This is a genomic window from Pseudoalteromonas sp. SG41-1 (assembly GCF_014164575.1).
In the GTDB taxonomy this organism is placed as follows: domain Bacteria; phylum Pseudomonadota; class Gammaproteobacteria; order Enterobacterales; family Alteromonadaceae; genus Pseudoalteromonas; species Pseudoalteromonas rhizosphaerae.
Genome location: NZ_JACJFL010000002.1, coordinates 182,436 through 199,010, shown reverse-complemented (window position 1 = coordinate 199,010; position 16,575 = coordinate 182,436). Strand labels below are relative to the sequence as shown.

The 16,575-nt window shown below is 40.4% G+C and carries 9 protein-coding genes; 8 read left to right on the top strand and 1 reads right to left on the bottom strand.

Annotation, left to right across the window (positions count from 1 at the left end):
* Positions 1-39 precede the first annotated feature (39 nt).
* The 5 genes from H5203_RS02385 to H5203_RS02365 all read left to right on the top strand — a co-directional run bounded on the left by H5203_RS02385 (position 40) and on the right by H5203_RS02365 (position 8,606).
* The gene (locus H5203_RS02385) at positions 40-1,047 is read left to right on the top strand and encodes a LacI family DNA-binding transcriptional regulator (RefSeq protein ID WP_145234263.1); all 1,008 of its coding nucleotides are present in this window, start codon (positions 40-42) and stop codon (positions 1,045-1,047) included.
* Positions 1,044-2,264, top strand: a complete 1,221-nt coding sequence (locus H5203_RS02380) for a glycosyltransferase (RefSeq protein ID WP_182734026.1) — start codon at positions 1,044-1,046, stop codon at positions 2,262-2,264. The genes H5203_RS02385 and H5203_RS02380 overlap by 4 nt, the downstream gene beginning before the upstream one ends.
* Positions 2,265-2,381: 117 nt before the next feature.
* Positions 2,382-3,608: a threonine/serine exporter ThrE family protein gene (locus H5203_RS02375; protein ID WP_149980016.1), complete on the top strand. Its 1,227-nt coding sequence runs from the start codon at positions 2,382-2,384 to the stop codon at positions 3,606-3,608.
* An 800-nt stretch (positions 3,609-4,408) separates the two neighbouring features.
* Positions 4,409-6,967 (top strand): TonB-dependent receptor, encoded by a 2,559-nt coding sequence (locus H5203_RS02370; protein ID WP_182730907.1) that lies wholly within the window; start codon positions 4,409-4,411, stop codon positions 6,965-6,967.
* Positions 6,968-7,286: 319 nt separating this feature from the next.
* Positions 7,287-8,606, top strand: coding sequence for a TonB family protein (locus H5203_RS02365; protein ID WP_182730908.1), 1,320 nt, complete (start codon positions 7,287-7,289; stop codon positions 8,604-8,606).
* Here H5203_RS02365 and H5203_RS02360 read toward each other — a convergent pair.
* Positions 8,587-10,740 carry a winged helix-turn-helix domain-containing protein gene (locus tag H5203_RS02360; RefSeq protein WP_182757422.1) on the bottom strand — a complete coding sequence of 718 codons (2,154 nt, stop codon included), beginning with the start codon at positions 10,738-10,740 and terminating at the stop codon, positions 8,587-8,589. The genes H5203_RS02365 and H5203_RS02360 overlap by 20 nt on opposite strands.
* A gap of 187 nt (positions 10,741-10,927) precedes the next feature.
* Here H5203_RS02360 and H5203_RS02355 point away from each other — a divergent pair, with 187 nt between their 5' ends.
* The 3 genes from H5203_RS02355 to H5203_RS02345 all read left to right on the top strand — a co-directional run bounded on the left by H5203_RS02355 (position 10,928) and on the right by H5203_RS02345 (position 16,316).
* Positions 10,928-13,519 carry a TonB-dependent receptor gene (locus tag H5203_RS02355; RefSeq protein WP_259401894.1) on the top strand — a complete coding sequence of 864 codons (2,592 nt, stop codon included), beginning with the start codon at positions 10,928-10,930 and terminating at the stop codon, positions 13,517-13,519.
* A 92-nt stretch (positions 13,520-13,611) separates the two neighbouring features.
* Positions 13,612-15,660, top strand: a complete 2,049-nt coding sequence (locus H5203_RS02350; protein ID WP_145234281.1) for a S9 family peptidase — start codon at positions 13,612-13,614, stop codon at positions 15,658-15,660.
* 230 nt (positions 15,661-15,890) lie between these two features.
* The gene (locus H5203_RS02345) at positions 15,891-16,316 is read left to right on the top strand and encodes a hemerythrin domain-containing protein (protein ID WP_145234283.1); all 426 of its coding nucleotides are present in this window, start codon (positions 15,891-15,893) and stop codon (positions 16,314-16,316) included.
* Positions 16,317-16,575: the final 259 nt, after the last annotated feature.

Genomic DNA, 16,575 nt, shown 5'->3' with positions numbered 1-16,575 from the left:
GGATCCTTCGTTCAAGCAATTGCTGACGCATACATTAAAATGAAAAAAAAAACCGATAAAATAACTATTTTTGACGTTGCCAGAGAAGCACAAGTTTCTAAGTCAACGGTGTCGTTAGTGCTTACACACAGTGACAAAGTCAGTGATAAAAGCAAAGAAAAAGTATTGCATGCCATTGATAAGCTTGGCTATGTATATAATAGAGATGCGGCAGCACTGAGAAGTCGCCGTTCTAATTTAGTGGCGTTAGTTATTAATGACTTAACTAACCCTTACTCTGCGCAAATAGCGGTAGGACTTGAAAACCATATTCATACCCTTGGCATGCTGCCGATGTTAGTGAACACCGCCGAAAGTGTGGAGCGCCAAACACAAGTTGTTAAAACACTCAAAGAATATAATGTTGCCGCATTTATCATGTGCCCTGCCCCGGGAACTACCCAGCAGTGGGTTGATGAACTTATCAATAGTGGTTTCCCGGTCATTCACATTATGCGCGAAGTGCCTTTTTGTGCCGCCCCGACAATATTACCGGACAATAAAAAAGGCACTCATCTAGCCACTAGCCATATTTTACAACAAGGTATTGAGGATATTGCTTTTATAGGTGGAACTAATGATATTTCTGATCATCATGAACGTTTAAGTGGTTTTCACAGTGCCTTAAAGCAATTTAATATCCATCAAGACAAACCAACGATCACCGCCGCCACGAACCGTCAAGGCGGGCGCGATGCCTTTGCTACGTTGTATGCGCAATACCCTGCGACTAAAGCGATTATTTGTTTTAATGATGTTATTGCATACGGTGTCGTCGAAGCCATTCGCCAACATGGTTTGATCCCCGGTAAAGATATAAAAGTAGTCGGTTTTGATGATTTAGCTGATTCATGTTTAATGTCTCCATCATTAAGCAGTGTCACCATAAATGCAGACGATATTGGTAAACATACTTGCCAAGTACTGCAAGAATTACTTAATCAAGGCACCCCTGCGGTGCGCACTTTAGTCGATGTTCATCTGCAAGTAAGAGCTTCAAGTCAATGAAAAAAGTCTTAGTAATTGGCTATGTATGGCCAGAACCAAATTCATCAGCGGCCGGCACTCATATGATGTCGCTATTAAAAGCGTTTAAAAATGAAAATTGGGCGGTTGAATTTGCCAGTCCCGCACAAAAAACCGAGCATATGGTTAATCTGGATGACTACGGGATCAGCAGCGCAACTATTGCCCTTAATTGTGCAAGTTTTGATGAATATGTTATCAACTACGCCCCTGATATCGTCATGTTTGACCGTTTTATGATGGAAGAACAATTTGGCTGGCGAGTAGATAAACATTGCCCTAACGCAGTAAAAATCCTTGATACTGAAGATTTACAATGCTTACGCAATGCCCGCCATGAAGCGCATAAAGGCAACCGAGCATTTAATCATAGTGATTTACATTCTGACATCGCCAAACGAGAAATAGCCGCTATTTTACGCTGTGATTTAAGTTTGATTATCTCAAGTTTTGAAATGCAATTACTTGCTGATGTATTTAAAGTCGACAGTAACTTATTGCATCATCTGCCTTTTATGGTCGATTTAAGCTCACTCCCTGAACAAACTAAATCGTTTGAGCAACGCCAACACTTTATGACCATAGGTAATTTTCGCCACGCCCCAAACTGGGATGCAGTGTTGTACTTACAGCAAATTTGGCCGCTGATCCGTAAACAATTACCGCAGGCTGAGTTACATATTTATGGCTCTTACCCACCACCAAAAGCCACGGCACTCAATAACCCTAAAACTGGCTTTTTAATTAAAGGTTGGGCCACTGATGCTTATCAAGTAATGGAAAGTGCGCGTGTGTGTATCTCACCGCTGCGTTTTGGTGCTGGCATTAAAGGAAAGCTGTTAGAGGCGATGATCATGCAAACACCCAGTGTTACAACGACAATTGGTAGTGAGGGCATGCACCATGATTTACCTTGGAGTGGTGTGGTTGAAAATGAGCCACAGCAATTTGCCGATGCCGCTGTGGCACTGTATCAAAATAAAAGTTTATTTACGCAGGCACAAACAGCCGGTAATACGATATTAAAAACGCACTACGACAAACAGCTTTTATCTAATAATTTAATCATTAAAATTCAATCAATTAAAGAGCAATTGCAAGCTCACCGCGAAGCAAATTTCACAGGCCAAATGCTCAAACATCACACAATGCGCAGCACTCAATATATGGCACAGTGGATTGAAGCTAAAAACAAATAAAAAAAACTAGACAGGCGGTGATTAGTGTTTAAAATTCCCGCCAAACTAGGTAGGCAAATTTAGATGTATTGTCTATATTTTTTAACTGAATAATTTAAATTTTGGCTCAATACAAATTTGAAAACCGCAACGTTTACAGAAAAGCGCAAATTTATCGTTAAACTGGGTAAGATGCTTCATAAGTATGGTACCCCAGCTTATCGACTCGAAGCTCACTTAATGGAAGTGGCTACTTACCTTGATCTTAAATCTTCATTTGTAATGTCACCCACTTCCGTAACTTTTGTGATTTGGACAGATGGCCATGAAGATGAATATACTCACGTTGCCCGTGTTGATCCTGGTGATCACGATTTAGGGTCGTTAGCCGATACCGATGATCTGGTTAATAAAATGCTCAATGGCGAACTCACGCTACAAGAAGTTGACGTTCAACTCGACGCCATTTTTATTATGCCAAATCCGTATAATCGCTTTACCACAGGGGTTGCCTTTGCTACCTCTGGCGGCGCATTTGCAATGCTGATGGGCACCAGCTGGAATGACGTATTTTGGTCAGCGCTACTTACCTCTGTCGTTTACTTATTTGTACTGTGGTCAGCGCGTTCAAAACGCGTAGGCCATATGTTAGAGCCATTAGTGGCGATAGTCTCGGCTATTTTGGCCTGCGCTGTAAGCGTGCATTTAGACGTCGGGATTAATATTCGTTTAGTGGTATTGTCTGCGATTATTGTGTTTATACCCGGGCTTGCATTAGCACTGGGCCTAGCAGAACTTGCAGCGCGGCATTTAGTTTCTGGTACAGCGCGTGTGATGGATGCTTTTATGCTGTTGTTTAAACTGTATTTTGGTGCCTTCATCGGCATTGCGATTGGTTTTGCACTATTTGGCCAAGCCGATTTCGTACAACCTGACCCTTTACCTAAATGGACGGCTTGGTTGGCAATCTTTTTACTCTGTAGCAGCTTAATCGTTATTTTTAGAACCAAACTAAAACATGCTACATGGTCTATCGCCTCTGGCTTTATCGCTTATGGCAGCAGTATTGGCTCTGCGATGTATTTAGATTACACCTTAGGAACATTTGTAGGTGCATTTGCGGTGGGTGTATTTAGTAACCTATTTAACCGCGTAGCAAACGCTCCTGCCTCAATTGTTGCCATGCAAGGCTTGATTGTATTAGTTCCAGGTAGCAAAACTTACATAGGTCTAAACTCATTAATTGAAGGGCAAGACTTTGTGTATGCTGAGCACATCGGCCAACAAACCTTCCTAATATTTATGTCATTGGTGGCTGGATTAATCTTTGCCAACGTTGCACTCCCACCGAAAAAGAGTTTATAAAGCAATTAAGTGTCTAGCCTGCTAGGCGCTTAATTTAAAAGTAAACGTGAACCTATTGCTCTTAGTTACTTCCCTATCGTGAAATCTTAACTCGCCGTTAATGAGTTGCTAAAAAACTCTGCGATCAACTCTTCTTAAGTATCAAACCTTAAAGGGTTATAATACCAATCGACTTAAATATTTAACCATTCTAGCGAGCTAAATGGTCAGTAACTTAACACGATTGGTATAAGCACTTTCAATAAATCTAAGATAATCAGATCCGTCCTGCATCAATCTTTATAATTTTCCCACTCATTTTTAGCCACAAAAATACGCTCGTAATTAAACGTTCTAAATAAACGTCGGGTGTACTAATGCCAATAATCTTGTTCAATTACCTTTTTCCTTTCATTTTTTAATCCACTAGTTGTGAATTGTAAAAATTAAAATCACAAAATAGATTGAGTAAACTTAATTTATTAAAAAACAAAAATAAATAATAAATTTAAACTATTGATATAAATAAATTAAAAAGCAAACTGCATCATTTTATTTTCAATTTTGTCACTTTCACAACTATTCATCCAAATTCAAGACTCTATTTTTAAAAAGGCGTTTAATAGAGGCACAAACAAAGCTGGTACAGGTTACTTTTACAAATAAAGGTAGCCATAAACTAATCTCCCTTAGTTGCCAGCTTAAGTTTGTAGACAGCGTCTTAAATGCAATTCGGATCTTAAAAGTGAATACATAGGTACGAATAACATATACACAATCTGATACAACAAAATAAAGTTTTGATTCAAGGGGAATCGAGGATGTTAAAAGTAAAAATAAATAAGCTATATTTAGCAGTTAGCGCATCACTTATTACATCGGCATTGAGCTTACCTATGGTAGCCCACGGCGCCGAGCTTAAAAGCACAGATGAAGTTGAAGTAATCCAAGTTCGTGGTATTCGTGGCAGCGTTGTTAAATCGCTAAATACTAAACGCTATTCAAATGCCATAGTCGATGCAGTAACTGCGGAAGATATCGGTAAATTCCCCGATCAAAATGTTGCAGAATCACTGCAACGCATAACTGGCGTATCAATTAGCCGTAACTTTGGTGAAGGAGAACGTGTTAGTATTCGTGGTACGAGCGAGAGCCAAAACCGCACATTATTGAATGGCCAAGCTGTTGGCTCTGCCGATTGGTGGACAAACTCTGCCGCAAGCCGTGGTTTTAACTACACGATGCTGCCCTCTGAAGTTGTATCTGGATTAGAAGTTTATAAATCACCTGAAGCCGACATCGATGAAGGTTCTATAGGTGGAACTGTTATAGTACGAACTCGTAAGCCGCTTGATTTAGAAGCGAATAAATTTGCCGGCTCAGTACTTGCTCAATACAGTGAAATTTCAGGCGAAACCGACCCACAACTCTCTGCAATGTACAACTTTAAAACTGAAGACGAAACCTTCGGTGCACTTATTTCATTGGTTCGCCAACAGCGTAATTTGCGCCGTGATGGTATTGAATCATGGAGCTGGGCAAAACGTGATATCACCTTAGAAGATGGTACTGAGTACAAAGACGTATACAGCCCAGGCGGTGGTGGTTCTGCCATGTTTTTACAAGAGCGTATCCGTACCGGTATCAATTTAGCTGTGCAGTATCAACCTACTGAGCAATTAGATTTAACCTTCAATGCCCTTGATTCGACCCTTGAAGCAAATAATGAAAATCAAAACTTTCTTTGGCTGCCTGGTTACGGTGGCTCACAATACACTGATGTCACATTAATAGAAAATGATCAAGTTGGTACTATGCTCGTTGGCGGGACTTTAGGGTTATCACCGACGGCTAATAATATTCTTGATGAGACCAAAGTACGTAACTCTGAAATCAACACTAAGTCATACGATTTAAAAGCGGATTACCAAGGTGATTTATGGTTGACCAGTGTACATGTTGGATATACCGAAGGCAGCGGCGGCTCGCAAGCTGATCGCAGTGTTGGTTGGGAAGGTAACTATATACATAGTTTCGACACCTCAAATGTAGAAGATGTGCGTACTAGCTATGGTGCAGATCCAGCTGATGGTAAAAACTGGGATCTAGGTTTTTTACGTTACGATAATAATAATGCCAAAGATGATGAAACTTACCTACAAGTTGATTTTACGCGCCCAATTGACATCGCTGTCTTTAGTAAAGTTAAGTTTGGCTTAAAGTACCGAGACCATTCACGTTTTAATACTAAACACACCACTGATAACCGCACCGATTTGGGCTGGAACTTAGCAGACTATTCGCTATCAATGCCATCAGATTATTTATCAGGCCTAGGCTCTGACGGTACACTGAGTAATTACGCAATCACCGACTCAGATAAAGTTCGCCGTGAAGGTGATGCTCTTGATTGGAACTACCGTGTACTCAAAGCGAGTACCTTTGAGGTTGAAGAAAAAATTACCGCAGGTTATATCAAAGCAGATATAGATGTTGAAGGTATGCGCGGTAACTTAGGTGTTCGTTTGGTGCAAACTCAGCAATCAACGGCAGCCTATGTAGGTGAAAGTGGCTCGGAAGTATGGACCAATGATGACCGTGACTATTTTGATATTTTACCGAGCATCAATCTAGCAATTGATTTAGATGACGATGTACTACTGCGCTTCAGTGCAGCACGTGTTATGTCTCGTCCAGATTATGCATCAATGACTCCTTCAACCTCTTATAACCTCGAAACACAGACAGGCAGCGGTGGTAACCCTGATATAGACCCATATCGTGCAACCCAGTTTGATACTGGGGTTGAATGGTATTTCAGTGACGCAGGTTTATTCTCAGCTGTTGTATTTTACAAAGATATTCAATCTTTCTTAGATGTTTCACCAAACCTTGAAATACATGAAGGTGTTGAGATCTTAGTAAACCGCCCTACTAACGGTCGATCGGGTCGTATCCAAGGTCTTGAACTTGGTTATCAACAAGAAATCCTTGATGGTTTTGGCTTAAATGCTAACTACACATTTGTCGATGGTGAAGCAAAAGATGCAGATGGCAATGATACGATTATTCCAGGTAACTCTGAACACACAGTCAATTTAAGTACTTACTATGAAACAGAAACCTTTAGTACCCGTATTTCATATAACTTCCGTACTGGTTACAACTCAGGCCAAGGCCATGGTTATGTTGATGATTATGGTCAGGTGGATGCGAACTTTACCTATAACGTAAACGATAATCTAGCGCTTGTGTTAGAGGCAATTAATTTAACAGACGAGCATACCTTTAGCTATCAAGAAAAAGGTGTGCAACAAGCACTGACCGGTGTTTACGCGGATGGTCGTCGTTTTGTAGCCGGAGTACGTTTTAACTTTTAATATCCATTTTTGTCGAACTCCAAGCTAACACAGGTATTCGACTCTCGCCAAGGACGGCATCGCCCCTATGCCCAGGGGTTTAAAGCAGGTAGTCATTTGACTGCCTGCTTTTTTTCATGCTTAGGAAATTACCATTATTAGTAGCACAAAGGCGCTAGTAATAATAAACAAAACAAGTACAATCAATAGGTAAAAAAGTTACTCGATCAACATCGGCGAAGCATAATACGTGTCAGAAAGCACAGTTAGTCATTACAGTAAACAAACAACAAGATTTTGTCGTTACAAATTCTTAATTGTATTGCTTTGCCTATTTTTTGTGTTCCAGACTAAAGCTGACTTACTGAGTGCAACTCTCGATTACCATCAGGGAAACTTCAACGATGCGAAGCGCGAATTCCAACAATTAGCCTATTTGGGTAATGCCGATGCAATTTACAATATTGCTGTTATGCATTTACATGGCCAAGGGGTTGAAAAAAATAAAGCCCAAGCCTATGCCTGGTTTAGTTTAGCGGCAGATTTTGGCTTACTTGATGCACGCGATACTGCAATGCTGATAGCCAGACAGAGTAACAATCAACAACCTCTTGATGATGCCTATAATGCACTGCTAAAACAACTCAGCTTTCAGTGGTATGACCGACAATTACGGCCAGAGTTAAACGCCAGTCCAGCCCCTCATGCGAGTCCACAACGTAGCTATACTGTAGAGCCAAAATACCCAGAACATGCCTATAAAAATGGTATCGAAGGCTGGGTCTGGTTAGAGTTTGATATTGATAAAAGCGGCGCAGTAACAGATGTTTCCTTAATTGATTCATACCCTGAAAAAACCTTTGATAAAGCCATTATCAACGCAGTTAAACGTTGGAAATATCAAGGTGATAGCCAAACATTGCCCTATTACAACCGTTCTCTACTGTATCACTTTACGACCTATAAAGGTAAACAGTATGAACAAAGCTTCAAAAGCCAACAACGTGAATACAATGAAAAAATTTCAGACTTAATTGATGCCGCCGAACAAGGTAACGCCTTAGTGCAATATTATATTGCCAATTGGCTAAGTTCTGACGACTACAACGCAACTAGATTATTGAAATATCACTGGCAACAAGCAAATGCTAACAGTGAATTACTACTGCGTTCAGCTGTCAATGGCTATGCTAATTCGCAATATCGTATTGGCGCAAATATGCTTCGCGGCGAGTACGGTAAAGTTGATCGTGAAAAAGGATTGAATTGGATTGTGCTCGCAGCACAAAGTGGCTTTGCTAATGCGCAATACCGTTTAGGCCGAGAGTTACTCAATAGCCAACATGTGGATTATGCACCTAATAAGGCCTTAAAATGGTTAAAAGCTGCAGCAGAGCAAGGCTTGTTTAGTGCCAAACGCGATCTCGCCTTATTGCTTTTTGAGTTAAAAAAGCCCGCCCAACAAGTAACTGCCGCCTTAAATTCAGCACTGATAGATGATAGTGAACACCCACAATTATTATTACTAAAAGCGCGAATTCAAGCTGCTAGTAATAAACCGCAACACGCTAAAAAACTGGCTAATAGTGCTCTAAAAGAAGCGAATGCTCGTAACTGGGATCAAAGCCGAATCAAACAATTTATGGCGACACTACCTTAACTGCTTTGTGTAATAGAATATCAGTTTCAATGCCATCCACTTGACTAAATACCACTTGACGCCCGTCTGTTGAACTACTGATATTTAAATTAATATCAATGTCGTAACCATAAACACCAAGCTCTTTTATAAACACATTACGCTTTTGCTCTGTTAAATAACAATACAGCAATAATTGATGCCCTTGACGGAGTACATAATAAATACCATGTTTAAATACCGCAGGCTTAAATAACTCAAGTGATGGCAATAATTGCGCTAATGGTAATTGCTGCTCTAACACCGCTGATAGATAAGTTCGCACGTGTAAATCATGTTCTAAATACGAGCTATTAAGTTGCCACAATGGATGTTCTTCGTCTAAGGTTTCAAACTTAACGCTATCAGCAACCAATGAGTTACTCATCTGCTGAATATCATAACGCCAATCTTGCCATTGTGCCTGTTCATTCGTGCTTTGCTGCTTTTTAACTTGATAATAAATACTGTGACTATCTGGCGACCAATGCACTGCATTAAGCTGCTCAAAACCCGAAATTATTGGTACTAAGCGCCGCGAAAAAGTATTGATCAAATACACATTTTGTTGCTCGTCAGCCAATAATACGTTGTCACCATTAGGAGAAAAAAGCAGGTATTTTGGCGTAATATCACTGGGCAGAGTAGCGATCAAGTTCGCGGTTTTACGTTGTTTATGCTTAAGCCATACTTCTATATGAGTAAAGCCCGTGATCCCTCTGCGCTGTAATGAAATAAACGCGCTTTGCTGCCCGTCGGGGGATACCGCAGGTAAAATATCCATTCGTGCCGACGATGACAGTTGTACAGCATTACGGATCTGAGGCAAATCCTGAGTAAAATCGAGTTCAATTTGATACAAATTAACGCGCGCTTGTCCTTCAGCATGGGCAATATCGCCTGTTTGCGGGTTAACCGCTAAATCGGCAACAAAGCCTAGCGGTTGGTGAACTAGTTGTTCATTACCTTGATAGTCATAACGGCGTAATGCATCATCCCCGAGCCAATAATAATTGTCTTCACTGTCAAATAATAACGGCGCATGACTATGACGACTGCGCTTTATTTCAGTACGCTTAAGTGATTGTGTTAAATCAACTTCACTAACGCTAAACCAGCCTTGATCTTTTTCCAGTAACAGCATTTTATTATGCTTGTTAATATCAAAAGTGATTGGTTTAAAATCCCCTACGATTTGCTGCTCTAATAAAGTTGGCGTAGGTGTAAATGCTAAGGTGTATTTTACTAGCCGTGGCTGCTCATCCTGCCAATGAGTGGTATAAATCGTATTCTCATCAACCCAATGTAGTTTGGTTGGGCCGTGGCGTTGTTGGCAGCGGGTCAATTTAAACTCGGGGCTCAAACGCCACGTTTCAATTGCGTTAGATACAGGGATCACCCGAATATCGCAGCTCAGTGGATCATATCTAAAATATGCCAGCCATTTACCATCCGGAGACCATACTGGCGCTTCTTCAGAATAACCTGAGTTTTTAATACTGTGGACAGTTTTACTTTGTTGATCATAAACCGCCAAATCAAACTGACTTTGCTGCTCGTTTGACTGGCTAAACGCTAAATATCTACCATTTGGGGAATAACGTAAAAATACTTCTGCACCAGGAGCTGAGGTGATCCGTGATTGATACTCATAATTTAAACTCGGCGCTTTAGGTGCAAGTAAATACTGACTAACAAGTGTAATGATGGTGCCAAAAATTAATCCAAGCGTAATAAATAAAACGGATGTACGTGGCGTTGCTGGTGTGACTTTGTCTAATAATGTCGGGGCATCGCTTACTTGTGCTATTAATTGATAGCCAACTCGCGGGACAGTTCGAATAAAGAGCGCGGTGTTTTTATCATCCTTTAAACTTTTACGCAGTTGGGTAACCAGCTGGCTCACCGAGTTATCACTGACCACCACTTCTGGCCAAATCTTATCCATAATTATATCACGAGGAACCGCTTGGCCTTGATGCTCAAGTAATAATTTTAGCAACATCAATTGCTTTGCTTCAACCGCGCACCAACGCCCTGCCACTTTCACTTTTAAGGCAGTAAAGTCAACGAGTACATCATTAAGTAATAACTGTTTTAGCTCGGGTGTTGGCATAGTTCGTTTTTTACACACGTTAATCTATGGTTAAATAAGCCAAGAAGGCGTATTATAAGCAAGTACAGTAAATCATAACATAGCCCGCAGCTAAGCACTTATCTTATAAGTACTTAGCTGCAGCATAATTTTTAATGTCGCTTCAACTGGGTCGAATATGCCGATAAAAGCAGTCAATTTTGTTAACATGACGATTCTCTTCACACTCTGCTCATTTATGAGTATGGCAAATCCCCCTGTTACCAGCGACGAAAAAAAATTAGAAACAATTCAAATTAGGGGCTTTCATGACAGCGCTATCAAAACACTTCGAGATAAACGTGATAGCCAATCAATCATAGAAGCAATTAGTGCACAAGATATTGGTAAGTTCCCAGATAAAAATGTTGCCGAAGCATTGCAACGTATTACCGGAATTTCACTATCGCGTGCACAAGGTGAAGGTGAGCGTGTCGGTGTCAGGGGCACAACACCTGAGCAAAATCGTACTTTTTTGAATGGCCAAGCCATTGCCTCGGCCGATTGGTGGATCTCAACTCAGCCAAACCGAGGTTTTAACTACACATTATTACCTGCTGATTTAGTATCTTCGCTTGAAGTTTATAAAACCCCGCAAGCAGACCATAACGAGGGGTCACTCGGTGGCTCTGTCAATATAAAAACTCAGCGTCCATTGCATACCGAACGTAATCATTTTGTTGCCAACGCACAAATACAATACAATGATTTATCTGGCGAGTTTGACCCACAACTGGCTGCATTTTATAACTGGACTAATCCAGATAAAAATTTTGGTGCTCTGATAACTTTCACGCGTAATCAACGTTCATTGCGTCGTGATGGTCTTGAATCTTGGGGTTGGCATGAGCAAAACTTCCAACAAAATACAGATGGTACGCTCACAGCAAGTGACGATAACACCGCAGATATAAAAAATATTTGGACACCTGGCGGAGGTGGCTCAGCTATTTTCCAGCAACAACGTATTTTGACTAGTGCAACTGCGAATTTTGAATATCAACCAAACTTAGATTGGAATATTCAACTTAATACCTTGTATTCAGTACTTAATGCCGATAACAGTAACCAAAACTTTTTATGGCAACCCAGTAGCGTGTTTGCCAGAGGTGGCCATATCAGTGATGCTCGTATAAGTGATAACACATTAACTTACGCCCGCTATTCACAAGTGCCTGAGCAAAATGCACAAAACCTGCCTTTTAGTACTGCAATGGAAGCTATTTGGCGAGAATCTGAAATAAATACCAGCAGTATGCATTTAATTGTCAGTCAACAAGCACACCTTTGGCAGAACCAATACCAAATTGGTTTTACCAAAGGCGGTGGTGGCTCTAAGCAAGATCACACATCGCAATTTTCCGCCAATACTGCTTTTAGCGTAAACACCACTGAGCGTAAAAATATTATTGCCAATTATGATGTTTCTCCCCTTGATGCACAGGCTTGGCAACTGACAGAAGCACGTAACGACAGCCAAGATTCCAATGATCAAGAGCTCTATTTACAAGGTGATTTTGAACGCGCAGTTGATCATTCTATCATCAGCGCGATTAAAGTAGGTGCAAAATACCGCGACCATCAACGCGATTTTATTCGTTACCGTTCATTCAATGGCGCATTTGATGGTATAGCTCAACAGCTTGATTGGACGTTAGCGGATTACCCTGCTAGTTTTCCCCATGGCTTTTTGTCCGATATTGGTGATCAATATACCCTCAGAAATTATAGCTTCGCCAATATTAGTGCGTTATCAAAAGACTTCCAAACTATCGACTTTATAAAACAACAAGAAAAAGCTAGCAGATTTGATATTCAAGAACGCACCACCGCAGGTTATGTTAAATTGATGCTAGATGGTGATGACTACCGTGCTAACCTTGGCGTAAGGCTTGTAAATACTAGGCAAGACGCTGGTGCTTATAAACGTATTGGTTCACCAGTTGAACAACAAGAAAGTTTTGCATGGCAGCAACATAATAAAAATTATGTCGATATATTACCCAGCGCCAATATCAGTATTGATTTGAATGAGAACCTGATCGCCCGTATCAGCGCCGCACGCGTAATGTCACGTCCTCAGTATAATCATTTAATGCCTTCAACTAATTACAATGTCACTCAAGCACAGGGTCAAGGAGGCAATCCTGACTTAGACCCCTATCGAGCCAATCAATTTGATTTAAGCGTTGAGTGGTATTTTAATGATGCTGCCCTCCTTTCTGTGGCGTTATTTAATAAAGATGTCGAATCATTTGTTGAATTTAAACGTACCATTGAACAACATGAAGGCATTGAAATGACCATTGACAGACCAATCAATGGCAGTGGTGGTACTATTCGCGGTGTTGAGATTGGCTATCAACAAGAGCTTATCTATGGTTTTGGCTTGATCACCAACTATACGTTTGTTGATGGCGACCGAACAGATAGCACATCAGCGCGCGACGATTATGTACCCGGCACCTCAAAACACACTATTAATCTAACCAGTTATTATGAAAATGATTGGCTAAGCTCACGCTTGGCGTATAACTATCGCACACATTTTGCCACGGGTGTGGGAGAGACTATGATGGATGATTTTGGCCAACTTGATGGTAGCGTCACTTTTAAAATATCTGATAGCCTTGATTTTGTTATTGAAGCGATAAACCTCACCGATGAGATCACTTACCTTTATGAGCGTAATGAATATGCGCCAACGGGCATTTATCAAAATGGCCGTCGCTTTTATGTTGGTGTGCGCTACAGCCATTAGCCGACAATGTTTGCCTATTAATCGCATATTTTAGCATTTAAGGTACACCTTGTTATAATCCTTCGATAATTAAAACATGCGAAGGAAAATTCATGATAAAAACTAGCCTAGCACTGGCTCTTGGACTCTCAAGCTCACTGGCATTTGCAGCCACATCGCTTACTGTAGAAGATATCCCTAAAATTCAGTCAGTTATTCAAACCAGCATTAGTCCAGATGGTGACAATGTTGCATTTACCCGCTCAGTGCCACGTGAATTATACGTCGACGAAAATGGCGCCAATTACAGCGAACTCTATGTCGTCGATGATGAAGGTGTCGAGCGTCCTTTCATTACCGGCTCTGTAAGTATCAAGAGTATTCAATGGTCAAACGATAGCAAAACGATCTACTTTTTAGCAAAACTTAAAGACGACAAGTTTACCGCGTTATATCAAATTCCAGTGGATGGTGGTCAAGCGCAAAAAGTACTATCGCTTAAAGACACATCAATTTCTAGCTATCAGTTAAGCCCGAATAACAAACAACTCGCTATTTTAGCTATGCCAGCGGCTGATAAATCTGAAAAAGAGCTAAAAAAATTAGGCTTTATGGCTGAGGTGTATGAGCTAGGCTTAAAAGATAAACAACTATTTATTGTCGATTTAGCCAAAACAGATAAACCTCTGACACCAACAGCGCTTAACGTTGCGAACTATGTAAGTGATGTAAACTGGGCCGCAAAAGGCGATAAGTTATTAGTAAAAACCCAGCCTACAGCGCTAATTGACGACAAATACACTAAATCACAATGGCACTTATTTGATATTGCGACTAATCAAGTGACGATGTCGTTTGCTACTGAAGGTAAATTAGACAGTGCTGAACTGTCTCATGATGGTCGTTACATCGCAATTCTAGGTGCCGAAGATAAGCATGATCCAGCAGCTGGTCGTTTATTTTTAGCTGACACAAAAACAGGTGAAGTAAGTGATTGGTTACCCAATTTCATGGGTCATATCGTTGATTTTAAATGGTCACATAAACGCAACACGCTTAATTTTATTGCCAATGTAGGTACGCAAAGTTTTGTCGCAAGCATTAAAACCGGCTCTAATAAATACAAAAAAATTATTAATGAAGGCCAATTTATTGCATCAAATCTGAGTATTTCTGATTCAGATAAAACCTTAGCGCTACGTGCAAACACTGCAAAGCACCCAAATGAAGTATTCATTATTCGTGGCTCTAAAGCACAACGTTTAACGGATTCAAACAACTGGTTGAATGACAAACGTTTTGCTAAGCAAGAAACTATTTCACTTAAGGCCCGCGACGGTGTTGAGATTGATGGCATATTAGTCTACCCATTAGATTATGATAAAGGCACGCGCTATCCATTGATCATGTCAGTGCACGGTGGCCCTGAAAGCCATGACAAAGACGGTTGGGTAACAAACTACTCGCGCCCAGGTCAAATGGGGGCTGCACGTGGTTATGCTGTCTTTTACCCAAATTACCGTGGCTCTACAGGTAAAGGCGTTGATTATTCAAAGCTTGGTCAAAACGACTATGCAGGTAAAGAGTTTGACGACTTAATTGACTTTAAACAGCATCTTGTTGAAATGGGCTTAGTTGATACTAAACGTGTTGGTATTACGGGTGGCTCTTATGGTGGTTATGCATCAGCATGGGCCGCAACAAAATTAACTGAACACTTTGCTGCGAGCGTAATGTTTGTAGGTGTTACCAACCAACTATCTAAATTTGGAACTACTGATATTTCCAACGAAATGAATCTTGTGCATGCACGTTCATACCCATGGGATAAATGGCAGTGGTATTTAGAGCGCAGCCCTATTTACTGGGCTGGCCAGTCTAAAACACCATTACTGATCATGCATGGTAAAGATGATCCTCGTGTACACCCTGCACAATCAATGGAACTGTACCGTTATATGAAAGTACAAGGCAAAGATGTACGCCTTGTATACTATCCAGGCGAAGGTCATGGTAACCGTAAAGTAGCCGCGCAATATGATTACAGTTTACGTTTAATGCGTTGGATGGATAACTATTTAATTGACGGCAAAAAAGACATGCCAGCATTCGAGATTGACCATGCAGGCAAGTTAAAAGCGGTAAAAGACGCCAATAAATAACTCTCTTATTTTGTGTAAATATGCTTTTAGGCCAACATTCATGTTGGCCTTTTTGCTTTTGAATAACAATGTATATGGATGTAATATAAAGACCTAACTCGGTAATTTTTACAAGAAAACATCCTAACAAGCTAAAATATAAAAATTAAATCAATATATTACAACAACTTAAAAGTTGGCTTCTGTCTTGCAATATTCATTGTAATTAATGAGTAAAGCAAGGAAAACCCATGAATATTTTTGAAGCACTTCGTAATGATCACGATAAACAACGTTCGCTTGTCGATGCGCTGATAAAAACCCAGGGGGAGTCACCGAATAGACAGTCTCTTATGGATAATTTAAAACATGAGTTAGTAGAACATGCTAAATTTGAAGAGCGTTATTTCTACAATCCTTTGATGTTTGATGATTTAACCCATGAAAAAGCCCGTCATAGTATTGCAGAGCATCATGAACTTGATGAATTGATTGAGCAACTTGAAGAAACTGATATGAGCTCACCAGCGTGGCTTGTGACCGCTAAAAAATTACATCATCTTGTACATCATCATCTTGCTGAAGAAGAACATGAAGTATTTCAACTAGCCGGTAAAGCGCTAACCGAAAGTCAAAAAGAAAGTCTAGCCGAAAAGTATAATGATGCGATGAGTTAACTGCTATATGTGCCCGCTTTAATTTATAAAGCTCTCTAAATAGCTACAACTCTATACCATTTGCATTTATTAGGCACCTCTAACACGGTCAATACTTGGCTAAGCAAATACTCTTAAATTAACTAAGCCCGGCATCAAACGCTGGGTTTTTTAATGCTCATGCTCCATCCCCACCTTTATTTAATATGAAAATCATTCATTGAATGTAAATATTTCGCAATTGAATATACAACTGATAATTGTTATCATACCCACCTTG

Coding starts and splice junctions, on each gene's coding strand:
- H5203_RS02360 (WP_182757422.1), bottom strand. CDS start 10,740: ATGCCAACACCCGAGCTAAAACAGTTATTACTTAATGATGTACTCGTT.
- H5203_RS02350 (WP_145234281.1), top strand. CDS start 13,612: ATGATAAAAACTAGCCTAGCACTGGCTCTTGGACTCTCAAGCTCACTG.
- H5203_RS02380 (WP_182734026.1), top strand. CDS start 1,044: ATGAAAAAAGTCTTAGTAATTGGCTATGTATGGCCAGAACCAAATTCA.
- H5203_RS02355 (WP_259401894.1), top strand. CDS start 10,928: ATGACGATTCTCTTCACACTCTGCTCATTTATGAGTATGGCAAATCCC.
- H5203_RS02370 (WP_182730907.1), top strand. CDS start 4,409: ATGTTAAAAGTAAAAATAAATAAGCTATATTTAGCAGTTAGCGCATCA.
- H5203_RS02385 (WP_145234263.1), top strand. CDS start 40: ATGAAAAAAAAAACCGATAAAATAACTATTTTTGACGTTGCCAGAGAA.
- H5203_RS02345 (WP_145234283.1), top strand. CDS start 15,891: ATGAATATTTTTGAAGCACTTCGTAATGATCACGATAAACAACGTTCG.